Annotated in this window: 12 protein-coding genes; 7 read left to right on the forward strand and 5 right to left on the reverse strand. The window is 36.4% G+C overall.

Translation table 11 applies throughout. The features are described 5' to 3' along the window. Positions 1-119: 119 nt before the first annotated feature. Together FG27_RS02555 and FG27_RS02560 are read left to right on the forward strand one after the other, a co-directional pair. The gene (locus tag FG27_RS02555; protein ID WP_037315103.1) at positions 120-791 is read left to right on the forward strand and encodes a response regulator transcription factor; all 672 of its coding nucleotides are present in this window, start codon (positions 120-122) and stop codon (positions 789-791) included. Positions 792-977: 186 nt separating this feature from the next. Next, positions 978-1,514, forward strand: a complete 537-nt coding sequence (locus tag FG27_RS02560) for a 5'-nucleotidase (RefSeq protein ID WP_037315106.1) — start codon at positions 978-980, stop codon at positions 1,512-1,514. Positions 1,515-1,592: 78 nt separating this feature from the next. Here FG27_RS02560 and serA read toward each other — a convergent pair whose 3' ends face one another. Next, positions 1,593-3,485, reverse strand: a complete 1,893-nt coding sequence (gene serA, locus FG27_RS02565; RefSeq protein WP_037315109.1) for a phosphoglycerate dehydrogenase — start codon at positions 3,483-3,485, stop codon at positions 1,593-1,595. A 310-nt stretch (positions 3,486-3,795) separates the two neighbouring features. Then, positions 3,796-4,338 carry an azurin gene (azu, locus tag FG27_RS02570; protein ID WP_051935734.1) on the reverse strand — a complete coding sequence of 181 codons (543 nt, stop codon included), beginning with the start codon at positions 4,336-4,338 and terminating at the stop codon, positions 3,796-3,798. Between the two features lie 169 nt (positions 4,339-4,507). Here azu and FG27_RS02575 point away from each other — a divergent pair, with 169 nt between their 5' ends. Next, on the forward strand, positions 4,508-6,655 hold the full coding sequence (locus FG27_RS02575) for a M3 family metallopeptidase (protein WP_037315116.1): 2,148 nt from the start codon (positions 4,508-4,510) through the stop codon (positions 6,653-6,655). A gap of 66 nt (positions 6,656-6,721) precedes the next feature. Here the strand turns inward: FG27_RS02575 and FG27_RS02580 are convergent, their stop codons facing one another. Both FG27_RS02580 and FG27_RS02585 read right to left on the reverse strand, forming a co-directional pair. Continuing rightward, on the reverse strand, positions 6,722-7,141 hold the full coding sequence (locus FG27_RS02580) for a nucleoside-diphosphate kinase (RefSeq protein ID WP_037315119.1): 420 nt from the start codon (positions 7,139-7,141) through the stop codon (positions 6,722-6,724). A 97-nt stretch (positions 7,142-7,238) separates the two neighbouring features. Beyond that, positions 7,239-8,276: an alkaline phosphatase D family protein gene (locus FG27_RS02585; protein WP_037315123.1), complete on the reverse strand. Its 1,038-nt coding sequence runs from the start codon at positions 8,274-8,276 to the stop codon at positions 7,239-7,241. A 140-nt stretch (positions 8,277-8,416) separates the two neighbouring features. On the opposite strand from FG27_RS02585, the gene FG27_RS02590 reads away from it, so the two are divergent. The 3 genes from FG27_RS02590 (at position 8,417) to FG27_RS02600 (ending at position 11,218) form a co-directional block, all read left to right on the forward strand. After that, complete coding sequence (locus tag FG27_RS02590) at positions 8,417-9,430, forward strand: bifunctional oligoribonuclease/PAP phosphatase NrnA (protein ID WP_037315126.1); 1,014 nt, start codon at positions 8,417-8,419, stop codon at positions 9,428-9,430. Positions 9,431-9,492: 62 nt separating this feature from the next. Beyond that, positions 9,493-10,053, forward strand: a complete 561-nt coding sequence (gldI, locus tag FG27_RS02595) for a gliding motility-associated peptidyl-prolyl isomerase GldI (RefSeq protein ID WP_037315129.1) — start codon at positions 9,493-9,495, stop codon at positions 10,051-10,053. Positions 10,054-10,096: 43 nt separating this feature from the next. Further along, on the forward strand, positions 10,097-11,218 hold the full coding sequence (locus FG27_RS02600; protein ID WP_037315132.1) for a peptidylprolyl isomerase: 1,122 nt from the start codon (positions 10,097-10,099) through the stop codon (positions 11,216-11,218). Between the two features lie 178 nt (positions 11,219-11,396). On the opposite strand, the gene FG27_RS02605 is transcribed toward FG27_RS02600, so the two are convergent. Further along, on the reverse strand, positions 11,397-12,857 hold the full coding sequence (locus FG27_RS02605; protein ID WP_037315134.1) for an aminoacyl-histidine dipeptidase: 1,461 nt from the start codon (positions 12,855-12,857) through the stop codon (positions 11,397-11,399). Between the two features lie 145 nt (positions 12,858-13,002). Here FG27_RS02605 and FG27_RS02610 point away from each other — a divergent pair, with 145 nt between their 5' ends. Then, the gene (locus FG27_RS02610) at positions 13,003-14,076 is read left to right on the forward strand and encodes a DUF3810 domain-containing protein (RefSeq protein ID WP_037315137.1); all 1,074 of its coding nucleotides are present in this window, start codon (positions 13,003-13,005) and stop codon (positions 14,074-14,076) included. Positions 14,077-14,289: the final 213 nt, after the last annotated feature.

Consider the following 14,289-nt stretch of genomic DNA (forward strand, 5'->3'; position numbering starts at 1 on the left):
CATTTCAAGAATCTAAACTTGCCACCTACTTTATTCAAATTAAATATCTGAAAATAAACAAATTGCAAATAAAGTCTAAAAATTTTATCTTAGGTAATAACTAACCAAACGATAAAAATATGGAAACTGATGCTGCAATCCTGGAGGAAAAAATAACTTTATTAAAAGAAACGGCCAGGTTAATACCCTGTGTTGTGATAGTGCACCAATTAGACCCTGTTACCCCAATTTATATGAGTAAAAAGGGTTTATCGCAATTAGGGATAACATTAGATGAACTTCAGGAAATTGGATCAGATTATCACAAACGCTTCTTTAATAACGAAGATATGAGTGGTTTTTTACAAAAGATAAAAGCACTTTTGTCAAGAAAAAATCCAGACGAGAGTTTTAGCTTTTTTCAGCAAGTTAAATTTAAAGATCGTAAAAAATGGGTTTGGCATTTAAGTGCTTTACGCATTTTTCACCAGGCACAAGATGGGTCGCCAACGCACACCTGTACTACCGCAATTCCCATAGACCAAATGAAACATATCCCAAAAAAAGCAGAACGCCTCCTGGCAGAAAGCATGTTCTTTAATAAGAATCTAGACAATTTTTTAAGTTTAGGAGATAGGGAAAAAGAAATTTTAAAGTTTGTTGCACTGGGAGAAAGTTCAGGGGAAATTGCTGAAAAACTTTTTATTTCTATAGAAACCGTTCGCACCCATAGAAAGAATATCAAACATAAATTAGGGATAAAAAGCTCTTATGAATTTACAAAATATGCTTACGCCTTCGATTTAATATAAAATAAAAGGGAACAACCAGATTTAGCCCCTACCTTAAATCCGGTCATACCCTTTTTAATCCAAAACGAAATAATTCTATATAAATATATCCAGGAGACTAATAACCCACAATACCCAAATGTGGGTATATTCTGTTTTTCGACTAAAATCTTTTTATTTTAGCTGGTAAATCTAAATCTTGAAGGTATGAAGAAATCTATAGCTATAGATATGGACGGCGTTCTAGCCGATGTAGAATCTCATTTTCTAACCTGGTATGAGCGCGATTATGGAGAGAAATTTACCAAGAAAGATTTAGCAGGAAAAACCGAAGAAGACGCTTTTCCTAAAAAAGGACTGGTAAAAAAATTCGCTTCTACAAAAAATTTCTTTAGCACAGTCCCTGTAATGAAAGGAGCTGTAGAGGCTGTAAAAAAAATTCAGAAGGATTATGAAATTTATATTGTTTCCGCAGCGATGGAGTTTCCCCAGAGTTTAGTAGAAAAACGCAGCTGGTTAAGTGAACATTTCCCTTTTATACATTGGAAAAAAATTGTTTTTTGTGGCGATAAAAGCATTATTGATACTGATATCATGATTGACGACCACCTTAAAAACCTCGATTATTTTAAAGGAGAAACCATAATGTTTAGCGCTTTTCATAATTTAGATTTTGACAATCATACCCGCGCAAATAACTGGGAGGAAGTTTTAGATATTCTAAAATCTGTAGAGAAGTTTTGACTATTACATCCTCAAACAAAAAACCCGGCACTTATTTAAAGAAATAAGTGACGGGATATATATTCAGAATAAATTATTCTAGTATAAAACTCTAAAACGAATTGTTCCTTTAAGGCCTTTAAGATCTTTAATCACCTTTTTATCATATTGCTTATCTATATCGGTTATCACATAACCAATAGTCTCATTGGTTTTTAAATATTGCCCTTCAATATTGATATCGTGCCCGGCAAGGATCCTGTTGATTTCAGCCAAAATTCCCGGCCTGTTTTCGTGAATATGAATAAGTCGGTGCGCATTATGTAGCACCGGCAATTGTAAATTCGGGAAGTTAACCGAATTGGTGGTGCTTCCGGTATTTATATATTCAATAATTTTACCGGGAACAAAATTACCGATATTCTCCTGGGCTTCAAGTGTGCTTCCACCTATATGCGGCGTAAGGATAACATTGGGTAAATTCCTTAATTCAGAAATAAATTCTTCGTTATTGGTTTTTGGTTCCTGCGGATATACATCTATCCCCGCCCCCATTATTTTACCGGATTCTATATTCTTTTTAAGCGCTTTTATATCAACTACGTGTCCCCTGCTTAAATTCAGGAAAATCACGTTTTCCTTCATATAACCAAATTCCTTTTCGCCTATAATATCTTTATTTTCCTTTCTACCATCTACGTGCAGCGTAACAATATCTACCGTTTCCAGCAGTTCTTTAAGGGAATTGCATTTAGTAACATTTCCCATGGGCAGCTTTTCTTCCACATCATAATAATAAACATCAAAACCAACAGATTCTGCCATTACAGAAAGTTGTTTTCCAATATTTCCATAGCCAATAATTCCCAGTTTCTTTCCACGGGTTTCAAAACTGTTATTCGCAGATTTCTCCCATTTCCCTTCGTGCATTAATCGCATTTTATCTGGAAGATTTCGCATCAGCAAAATAATTTCACCAATGGCTAATTCTACCACAGAACGCGTATTGCTATAAGGTGCGTTAAAAACCGCGATTCCTTTCTTTAAACAGGTTTGCAGATCTATTTGGTTGGTACCAATACAAAAAGCTCCCACAGCTATTAAGCGGTTGGCATTTGCCAGAACTTTTTCGGTTAAATGGGTCTTAGATCGAATTCCGATTACTGAAACATCTTTTATACGCTCACAAAGTTCATCTTCATCCATCGCGCCGGGATGCACAGTCACATTGTAACCTTCTTTTTTCATAATGTCTACCGCGTCCTGGTGAACATTTTCAAGAAGAAGTACGTTAATTCTATTTTTAGGGTAAGAAATTGCTTTGTTCATATTGTGTACAAATAAAAATTCATCTAAACTAGGGGTAATATGGTCGGCTTTTTCCAGAATATTTGCCCGTTCAACATTTTCTGTAAATGCATAAAATTTATTGGCAAGTCCGGCAGCTTTTATTTCATAATCGGTGTAACCATCACCAATTACATAAACATCGCCTTTTAAGTTTAATTTCTTAAGCTGTTCTACTTTTCCATTATTGGAAGACAATACATTATCGTGATCAAAACTTACAATGTTCCCATCATCATCATATTCAAACGTATTGGCAAAAACATGTTCTGGTTTTATTCCGTAAGGCTCTACAATAGGCACTATAAATTCTTTAAACCCATTGGAAACAATATAGATGTTCTCGTGATGATCGTTAAAGAATTCCCGGTTTCTAACAAATGAGGAAGACACCTTTTCGCTTAAGCTGGCTACCAAATCTGGCAAATGTTCTTTATTTGCTTTCAATAATCTCAACCGCTCTACCAGGGATTCTCTAAAAGACATTTCGCCTTTCATTCCCCTATCGGTTAAAGCTTCAACCTCATTCAGGTTTTTTTGTTTATCTGGATCGTTGGTTAAGGAAATTTCTCCTAATACATCCAGGGCTTCCACCTGGGTGAATGTACTATCAAAATCTATTACAAAGTGTTTGTTTTCACTCATTGTTTAGGTACTCTAAAATGAGCCTTAAAACTACTATTTTTAGCAATCTTAATTAACTAATTTCTATAAAAAACAGCGGCAAAATTTTGATTCTCATCAGAATTTCAATATTTCACAAAAAGAAGCTAGATAAAATAGGTAGCTTATAAAATAGACCACTTAATGATGGTTAAAATTGAAATTTTATCGATTTTAAAACAAAAATTGTTACAGCATAGGTTTATAAAATATCAATAAAAAATGCCTTTACTAAAACGGAATTTCCGCTGTAAAGGCATTTTCTAAAATATAAGTTTATAGAGCTATAAAACTACTCTACGATAAATTTACCTTTCATCACTGAATAATGTCCAGGAAAGCTACAAATAAAATCGTACTCACCGGTTTCAGGAGCTTCAAATTCTATGGTTACTTCTTCTCCACCACCAATCATTCTGGTGTTAGCAATAACAGCATCAGTATCTTCAGGAATATAATCGTTATCCTTAGCCTTTACTGCTTTTTGGCCAAAATCATTGATCGCAGTACCCTCGGTTAACAACACCCAGTTATGCCCCATCACGCTTTTTTCCATTTCACCAACGTGCTTTAAAGTTAATCGAACAGTTTGTCCAGCTTTAACTCTAATCTCGTCTTTATTGAAACGCATCTGGTCATTTCCTTCAATAGTAATTTCAGCAACATCTTCGTCTGAAGAATCACTGCTTGTCGAAGATTTCTCGGTAGTAGTTTGAGACTGCGGGCTATTCCCGTCTCCAATAGTAATCTTATCTTCTTTTTCTTCTTTTTTATCTCCGCAAGCAATCATCGCCACGGCTCCTAAGATCAAAACAGATTTACTTAAAAATTTCATCCTTAATTATTTAATGTTTGTATTTAGTTTTATACGCATATCAAAGATAAATTAAATTTTATTGCTAGAATATTTCAGGAAAGCTTTTTCAGGAAATAGATTAAATCTTAGGGTAATTGTATTCTGCCAAAATCCCTTATCTTCATAAATTGAAAATAAACAACATATAATGAAAAAAGGAATTATAAAAAGCCTGGGGATTTTTGCACTTGTTGCAGGATTTCAAACTAATGCCCAGGAACAAAACCAGGAATTAAAACCTATGGATAATATTTTACTTGCTGAATGGAGCGGGCCATACTCTGGAGTACCCGCATTTGATAAAATGAAAGTAGATCTTGTAAAACCGGCAATGCTTAAAGCGATGGAGATGCATCTCGCTGAAATTGATAAAATTGCCAGCAATCCAGAACCGGCTACTTTTGAAAACACCATAGTACCTATGGAAGAAGCCGGAGATGTACTAAACCGTGCTTTTACTTACTACGGCATTCTTAGTAGCAATGTTTCCAGCCCTGAATTTAGAGAAGTTCAAAAAGAACTTTCACCTAAAATCTCTGAATACAGCTCAAAAATTTCGCAAAATACAGCACTATTTGAAAGAATAAAAAGCGTATATGAGAATTCTCAGGAAAATCCTTTAGAGGCGCCAGAGCAAAGGGTAATCGACTTAGTTTATGAAGAATTTGCGATGGAAGGGGCTAATTTGAATTCCGAAGATAAAAAGCGTTATGCTGAAATTAATAAAGAACTTTCTGAACTTTACACCCAATTTTCGAATAATGTATTAGCCGAAGAAGAAAATTACGTAGTGTATCTAGAAGAAGACCAACTTGGCGGCCTACCGGAATCTTATGTAAAATCGGCTGCGAGTGCTGCTGAAGACCGTGGAGAATCAGGAAAATATGCCGTAACCAATACCCGGTCTTCAATGGATCCATTTTTAACTTATTCCGAAGAAAGAGAATTGCGGGAAAAAGTATGGAGAAATTACTATTCTCGTGGTGACAACGATGATGAATTTGATAATAATGAAGTGATTAAAAAGATTCTAAAACTTCGGGATGAAAGAGTTGAATTACTAGGCTACGATAATTTTGCACAATGGCGTTTACAAAACCGAATGGCCAAAAATCCAGAAAATGCAATGGAGCTTATGGAAGCTGTTTGGCCGGCTGCACTGGCCCGCGTTGAAGAAGAAGTTGAAGATATGCAAGCAGTTGCCGATGGTGAAAACGCCAATATTACTATAGAACCCTGGGATTATCGTTTTTATGCCGAAAAAGTAAGAAAAGAAAAATACGATCTTGACAGCGAAGAAGTAAAACAATACCTGGAATTAGGTAATCTTACCCAGGCATTGTTCTATACCGCAGGTGAAATTTTTAATTTTGATTTTAAACCGGTAGAAGAAGGCAGCGTTCCTGTTTTTCATGAAGATGTAAAAGTTTGGGAAGTAAGCGATAAAAATTCTGGAGAACTTATTGGGCTTTGGTATTTAGATCCTTTTGCCCGCCAGGGAAAACGATCAGGTGCCTGGGCAATTACTTATAGAAATTATTCAGAATTAAAGGGTGCAAAACCCGTATTAGCTTCCAACAACTCTAATTTTATTGAACCGGCTCCCGGAGAACCGGTTTTAATTTCCTGGGATGATGCCACCACATTTTTTCACGAATTTGGACACGCATTACACTTTTTAGCGGCAGATATTAAATATCCAACCTTAAATAGCGGTGTTAGAGATTATACCGAATTTCAATCACAACTTTTAGAACGCTGGTTATCTACAGATGAAGTGATAAAGCGCTTTTTAAAGCATCACGAAACAGGTGAAGTAATTCCGGAAGAACTGGTAGCGAAAATCAAAAAAGCGGCCACTTTTAATCAGGGCTTTGAAACCACTGAATTTTTAGCTTCAGCCTTAATGGATATGAAATACCACACTACAGATCCCGATAAAATTGAACCGAGAAAGTTTGAAAAAGAAACATTGGACGAATTGGGTATGCCAGATGAAATTGTAATGCGGCACCGTTCTCCACATTTTGGACACGTTTTTTCTGGTGAAGGTTATGCTACCGGCTATTACGGTTATTTATGGGCCGATGTATTAACCTCTGATGCTGCAGAAGCTTTCGCCGAATCTCCAGGCGGATTCTATGATAAAAATATGGCGCAAAAGCTGGTAGAATATCTTTTCGCACCTAGAAACGCCATGGATCCAGCAGAAGCTTATAGAAAATTTAGGGGCCGCGATGCAAAAATCGACGCGTTAATGAGAGACCGTGGTTTCCCGGTACCGGAAGAGAAGTAAAACTATGCACAAAAAAAGCCATCAGTTATTCGCTGATGGCTTTTTTATATAAAATAAATTTGGTGCTTAGAACATCTCTCTACCAGAGAAATGGAAAGCAGCTTCAATCTTTGCATTTTCATCGCTGTCACTTCCGTGAACTGCGTTTTCTCCAACAGATTTTGCGTATTTTTTTCTAATAGTTCCTTCAGCAGCATCTTCTGGATTAGTCGCTCCAATTAAAGCTCTAAAATCTTCTACTGCATTTTCTTTTTCCAATACAGCCGATACGATTGGACCTCTTGTCATAAACTCTACAAGCTCTCCAAAGAAAGGACGTTCGTTATGTACAGCGTAAAATTCTTCAGCATCAGCAGTAGTCATTTGCGTCATTTTCAAAGCTACAATTCTAAATCCTGAAGCGGTAATTTGTTCTAGTATTCCACCAACATTCCCTGCTTCAACAGCATCGGGCTTTATCATAGTGAATGTTCTTTTTCCTGCCATCTTATGGTTTTTTAAATTTTGGCAAAAATAATTAAATAAGCTGCAAATACAAGCCTATTAAGAATTTATGTGAGTTTCAGTACCCTGGCTGTTAATTCTATTTAAAATTCACACTGTATTCTTGCTGAAGTTTATTATTTACGCCTCTCATTTCCATCTGCACTTTTGCTGAATCAAAATCGAATTTCAACACACCAAAACTCAAATCGCTCACCACCTCTCCTACTCTATATTGATTAGGTTCTCCACTAAAATCTGAATAAGAGTGCGTCATTCCGCTTGATGTAAAATCTACCAAAGGATAATTAAACCCCTTGATTTTCTTTTCTGAAAATTCTGAAATATGCCGGTCTCCACTTAGAATAATCACATTTTTGGCTTCTGAAGATTGTAGAAGTTTTTCCAGTTTTTTTACTTCAGAAGGAAAATTCCCCCAGGTTTCAAAACCGTGTTCTGCTGAAAGTACCTGGATAGAACTTAAGATCAAATGATAATCTGCTGTGCTATTTTTGAGTTCATTTTCCAGCCATTTCCATTGTGCAGCGCCTAAAACGGTTCCTTCGGGATTAATTTTATAACGCTGGCCTGGTAGATTGCTTGCTTCCAAAGGAGACCTGAAATACCGAGTGTCTAAGACAATCACTTTTATGGTTTTTCCTGCTTCTACAAAACTTTCAGCATGGTAAACGCCTTCTCTTTCCCGGCGCTTATCATCTTCTGCTACATCAAAGAAATCTAAAAATAACTGCTGACTTTCCTCTTTATATTCCCAGTCTCTCCCGGCGTCGTTTTTACCGTAGTCATGATCGTCCCAAGTTCCTAAAGTTAGCGTGGTTTCAATTAACTTTTGATAATCAGGATTGTTTTTCTGGGCCTGGTAGTCGGCTTCCAGTTTTGCCATATCATCAGTATCAGCATAGATATTATCACCTCCCCATAGGAAAAGATCCGGTTTTTGCTGGATTATTGGCTGCCATAAAGGCTGGGCTTCGTCCTGCCGGTTACAGCTTCCAAAAGCAATTACAAAATCATAATCCTTACCTGCGTTTTTAGTATCAGTTTGAGTTGTGTTAGTATTACTTCCGCAGGAAATAAATAGAAAAAAGCTTACTAAGAGCGATAAAATTATCTTCATTTTTCGTTGATTTGCTGAATACAAAAATACAGATTGGTTTATTAAGCAGGTATTAATAAATTGTATCTTTACTCGCTACTCGCAGAGCAAGATTAAACATAGTGCCTTGTGGCTTGCATCAGGGTATTTTATTTTATGATATGATAGAACAAGCAATTTTAGAGATCACTGCCGAACTTTCCCAGGCTAAGAATATAGTTATTGTACCGCATAAAGGACCCGATGGGGATGCTATAGGTTCTACTTTAGGACTAATGCATTTTCTAAAAAACAAGGGCCATAAAGTAGATGTAATAGCACCAAATGATTATCCGAGATTTTTAAAATGGCTGCCAGGGAATGATGACGTTATTATCTATGAAAAGGATAAATCTAATGCCGACAAACTAATAAATGAAGCCGATCTTGTTTTTGCGCTGGATTTTAATCATTTAAATCGGGTTGGAGATATGCAGGACATCTTAACAGCATCTCAAGCGGTTTTTATAATGATAGATCATCACCGAGAACCTTCAGATTTTGCAAATTACACGTATAGCGACGCTGAAATGAGTTCTACCTGCGAGATGGTTTATCATTTTATAAATAAACTTCGCGCTGTAGAGAAAATCACCCCTGAAATTGCCACCTGTTTATACTCCGGGATTATGACAGATACCGGTTCTTTTAGATTTAGCGCAACCAGTGCAGAAACCCACCGGGTAATTGCCAAACTTATAGATAAGGGAGCCGTTAATCACGAGATTCACAATAATATTTTTGATACATTTAATGAGAATAGGTTACAACTTCTGGGAACAGCATTACAAAACTTACGTGTAAAGCCAGAATATAAAACCGCTTATATAAGCCTTACCCAGGAAGAACTGGATAAACATAATTTTCAAAAGGGAGATACCGAGGGTTTTGTAAATTATGGCCTCTCTATTGAGGGTGTAGTTTTTGCTGTTATTTTTATAGAAAATAAACAGGAAGAGATCATTAAAATCTCTTTTAGATCTAAAGGGAATTTTAATGTAAACGAATTTGCCAGAGCTCATTTTGAAGGTGGCGGTCATAATAATGCAGCCGGTGGAAAAAGCCAGCTTTCTATGGAAAACACCATCGTGAAATTCAATAGTATTCTTACAGAATATGAGGAGCTAAAAAAATAAATTCAGCCTAATGCTGAAGATAAAAAATGAACTCATAATTGGAGATTCAAAGTTATAAACAGATGAAAAGATATTTAATCTTCATTGCTATTATTAGTTTTGGAGCGTGCAAATCTCCAGAACCGCGCTATCCCGTGACACAAAAATCGGGTTCGCACATTAGCGAATCTATAGTTAAGAATCAGGAGTTACTGGAAAAGGAAATAAACCAAATAGAAACCATAATAGAAGCCGATTCTACCAAAAAATATAAGTCTTCTCAAGATGGTTTCTGGTACACTTACAATAAAAAAAATACAGATTCTTCTAATACAGAAACTCCAGAATTTGGGGATATAGTAGAATTCGATTATAGCATTTCTACCTTAGATGGTAAAACTATTTATGCTGAAGGGGAAAAAGCCACTAAAACATACGCCATAGACCAGGAACAGCTTTTTAGCGGTTTAAGGCAGGGCGTGAAATTAATGAAAGAAGGAGAAACAGTAACTTTTCTATTTCCATCGTATAAAGCTTATGGCTATTATGGTGACAAAAATAAAATAGGGACTAACTGGCCAATAAAAACCAAAGTCACGCTAAATAAGATCTCCGAACAGGAGGAAATTGAAAATCAACAATAAGTTAAACCCAGGGCCATAAAGGGCCTTTTAATTTTTATGCTCAATGAGAACCAGTAAATTTTTACTACTTTTTGCAATGGTATTTACCATGATTTCGTGTAATGACGAATACCCCGATCTTGAAGATGGGATGTATGCTGAATTTAAAACCAATTACGGAACATTTGTGGCCGAGCTTTATTATGAGCAAACGCCAATTACCGTAGCAAGTTTTGTTTCCCTTGCCGAGGGTACAAACAAAATGGCAGACAGCACTCACAAAGGGAAAAATTATTACGACGGACTTACTTTTCACAGAATTATAGATGGTTTTGTAATCCAGGGTGGCGACCCAAGCGGTACAGGATCTGGAGGACCAGGATATAAATTTCCAGATGAGATTGTAGACAGTTTAAGCCATGATTCTAAAGGAATTCTCTCTATGGCAAATGCCGGCCCCGGTACAAACGGAAGCCAGTTTTTTGTAACCCTTGCTCCTACCCAAAATTTAGATGGAAGACACACCGTTTTCGGTAAAGTTGTAGAAGGCCAGGAAGTGGTAGATTCAATAGGAAAGGTTGAAACCGGACCCCAGGATAAACCTGTAAAAACGGTTACCATGGAAGAGGTGAATATTATTAGAAAAGGAAAATCGGCTAAAGATTTTGAAGCTCCTAAAGTTTTTGAAAATGAATTACAAGCCATAAAAGATAAGGAGGAAGCCGAAGCTGAAAAACGCCAGGCAGCCAGGACTGAAATGGCTGAAATATTCGAAAGCCATAAAGATGAAGCTGAAACTCTAGAAAGCGGATTACAAATTTACTACGAAGAAAAAGGTGATGGCGAAAGACCAAAAACCGGTCAAATGGTAGAGGTTCTTTACGAAGGCTACTTTAGTGAAGGGGATATCTTTGACACTAATAAAGAAGAATTGTCTAAAGAAATGGGACTATATAATGAAGGTAGAAAAAGCCAGGGTGGTTATGGCCCAATGGCTGTAGTATATGGCCCAGACGCGCCTATGATTCCAGGTTTTAAAGAAGGTATCCAGCAACTTAAAGTTGGAGATAAAGCTTTGCTTTATATCCCGAGTCATTTAGGATATGGTGAACGTGGCGCCGGTGGCGTAATTCCTCCAAATACCGATCTTGTTTTTAGAGTTGAGTTGGTAGGCATCCAGGAATAAATTTCCTGAATTAAAATAAGAAAGGCTGTTTGAATTCTTTTCTTTTCGTCATCCTGAATTTATTCTAGGATCTAGTTCTAAAAAGAACTTAGAAGCTGAAATAATCCCGAAGCTTCGGGACAGCTTGACGTTAGAAAATAAAAATTCAAACAGCCTTTTTACTTTTCGCTATTCCCGATTATTTCTTCGGAATATTCTTTAAAACTTCAATTAAGAATTTCCAATATTTTTGAGCTGAAGAAATACTTGCGCGTTCATCTGGAGAATGCGCTCCCCTAATGGTTGGTCCAAAAGAAATCATATCCATTTCAGGATAATGGTTTCCAATTATTCCGCATTCCAGTCCTGCGTGACAGGCCGCAACATCGGCTTTTTCATTATGCAAATTTTGGTATAATTCATCAACTACTTTTAAAATAGCCGAATTAGGATTTGGTGCCCAGCCAGGATATTCACCAGATAATTTCACTTTAAATTTAGCAAGTTCAAAAGTCGCTTCTAAACTATTTGCTAGATCATCTTTAGAAGATTCAACCGATGACCTGGTAAGACAGTTAATTTTCACTTTGCCATCCCCTACTTTTACACTGGCAATATTATTAGAAGCTTCAACCAAACCTTCAATATCAGGACTCATTCTGTAAACACCGTTATGTGCTGCAGAAATCGCTTTAATAACTTCCTGCTGGTCTTCAACTTTCATTACTTTATTAGGAACTTCTGTTTCAGAAATTTCAATATCCATATTGGGTTCCAGAGAAGCAAATTCAGTTTTTATATCCCGAACTTGCTGAATAATTTCAGTTAAAAAAGTTTCGGTATTCGATTTATCCACAACTACGATAGCTTCACTTTCCCTTGGAATGGCATTTCTTAATCCACCTCCATTAATACTTGAAACACGTAAGCCAAAATCACGATTAGAATCGAAAAGCACACGAGCCATAATCTTGTTGGCGTTGGCCAGACCTTTTATAATATCCATCCCCGAGTGTCCACCTCGTAAACCTTTTACCTTTATTTGGTAACCAACTGAATTATCTGGGGTATTTTCCTCTTCATAATCCCTAACAGCCGTAATATCTACACCACCGGCACAGCCAATTCCAATTTCGTCATCCTCTTCGGTATCCAGATTTAAAAGAATATCTCCCTTAAGTAAATTCGAGTCCAGTCCTTTGGCACCTGTCATTCCCGTTTCTTCATCTATAGTAAACAGCGCTTCAATTGCAGGATGTTCAATCTCATTACTTTCCAGGATAGCCATCATACTGGCAACGCCCAGCCCGTTATCGGCGCCAAGGGTTGTTCCTTTGGCACGCACCCAATCGCCATCAACATACATTTTGATTCCTGAAGTTTCGAAATCAAAATCGGTGTCATTATTTTTTTGATGCACCATATCTAAATGCGATTGCAAAACGATTGGTTTTCTATCTTCCATCCCTGCCGTGGCTGGCTTTTTTATTACCACATTCCCGGTGTCGTCTACCAAAGTTTCAAGGTTAAGCTCGTTACCAAAGCTTTTCATAAACTCGATTACCCGCTCTTCCTTTTTAGAAGGTCGTGGCACCTCATTAAGATCGGCAAATTTATTCCATAATATTTTAGGCTCTAAATCCCTTATTTCTTCGTTCATTGTTTTATATTTTGGTCTCCTACAAAGGTATTGGTAATTAATAAGGAAGGAAAATTTACAGACTTTTTAAAACTTATTTAACCAAAAGAAGACCAGTTAATTAAGATTTTAAGTCGTGTTTTGCATATAATCCTATTTTAAGATTGTGAAGAAAAAAGGACTTTATATTTTAGCTTTTCTGCTCCCGGTTCAAATTATTTTTGTCATTTTCCTGGCGGGCTATCCCGAGCTGGTTGAAAACTGGTATAGTCAAAAGTTCTACCCAATAACTTCACAATTTATGCGTTACGGGCACGGTTTTTTACCTTTTTCACTAGGTGATCTCCTATATACTCTCTTCGGAATTTTACTTGTGCGGTGGCTAATAAGGCGAATTAAACAGAAGTTCAAAAATCCAAGGTTTTGGCTTGTTGATGCTATGGCAGTTTTATCTATAGTATATGCCTGTTTTCATATTTTTTGGGGTTTTAATTATTACCGCCTACCTCTTCACAAAGCTTTAGAAATTGAAAACGATTATACTACTGAAGAGCTCTATTCCCTTTCTGAAATATTAATTAATGAATCCAATCAGCTTCATAATCAGCTCAGCGAAAATGACTCAACAAGTATCGTTATACCATATACCAAAGATGAAATATTTGAAAAAACCATTGAAGGTTACACTAATATCAGCAAAGATTTCCCTGAATTAACTTATAAAGGGGAATCTCTAAAACGTTCCTTATATAGTGTCCCGCTTTCTTATATGGGCTTTAATGGATACCTTAATCCGTTTACTGGCGAGGCACAGGTAAATACGCAAATTGTTTCTTATAAAATCCCAACCACGGCCAGTCATGAAATAGGGCATCAACTTGGTTTTGCTAAGGAAAACGAAGCAAATTTTATAGCCTGCCTAAGCAGCATGAACCATCCCGATCCTTATTTTAGATATTCAGGATATACTTTTGCGTTGCGTTATTGCTTAAACGAATTATACCGAAGAGATAAAAAACAGTTTGAAACATTAAAAGCAAAAATGAATCCCGGGATTCTTGAAAACTACCGCGAAGTAGAAGACTTTTGGCTGGCACATCAGAATCCTTTTGAACCTATATTTCAGGCTTTTTACAACCGCTTCCTAATTGTAAATAACCAGGCCGATGGAATGAAAAGTTACAGCTACGTAGTGGCGCTTTTAGTTAACTATTTTTCCGACGAAAAAAATAGATTATAACTTATATAGTATTCAAATCAAAATTGAGATAAATAAATTCAAGCATATCCGAAAATGATCATATTATAAAATTTGATCGTCACCTGATTTTTTTTTAAAGCCTGCTCCGAATTTATATCTGAAGCCTAAGTTGAGTTTATTAATATTCTTTTTAGATGCTGAAAACATGTTCAGCACGACTATTTATTTATGATTTTTAATTCATCAGTTAAA

It is taken from the genome of Salegentibacter sp. Hel_I_6 (genome assembly GCF_000745315.1).
GTDB lineage: Bacteria > Bacteroidota > Bacteroidia > Flavobacteriales > Flavobacteriaceae > Salegentibacter.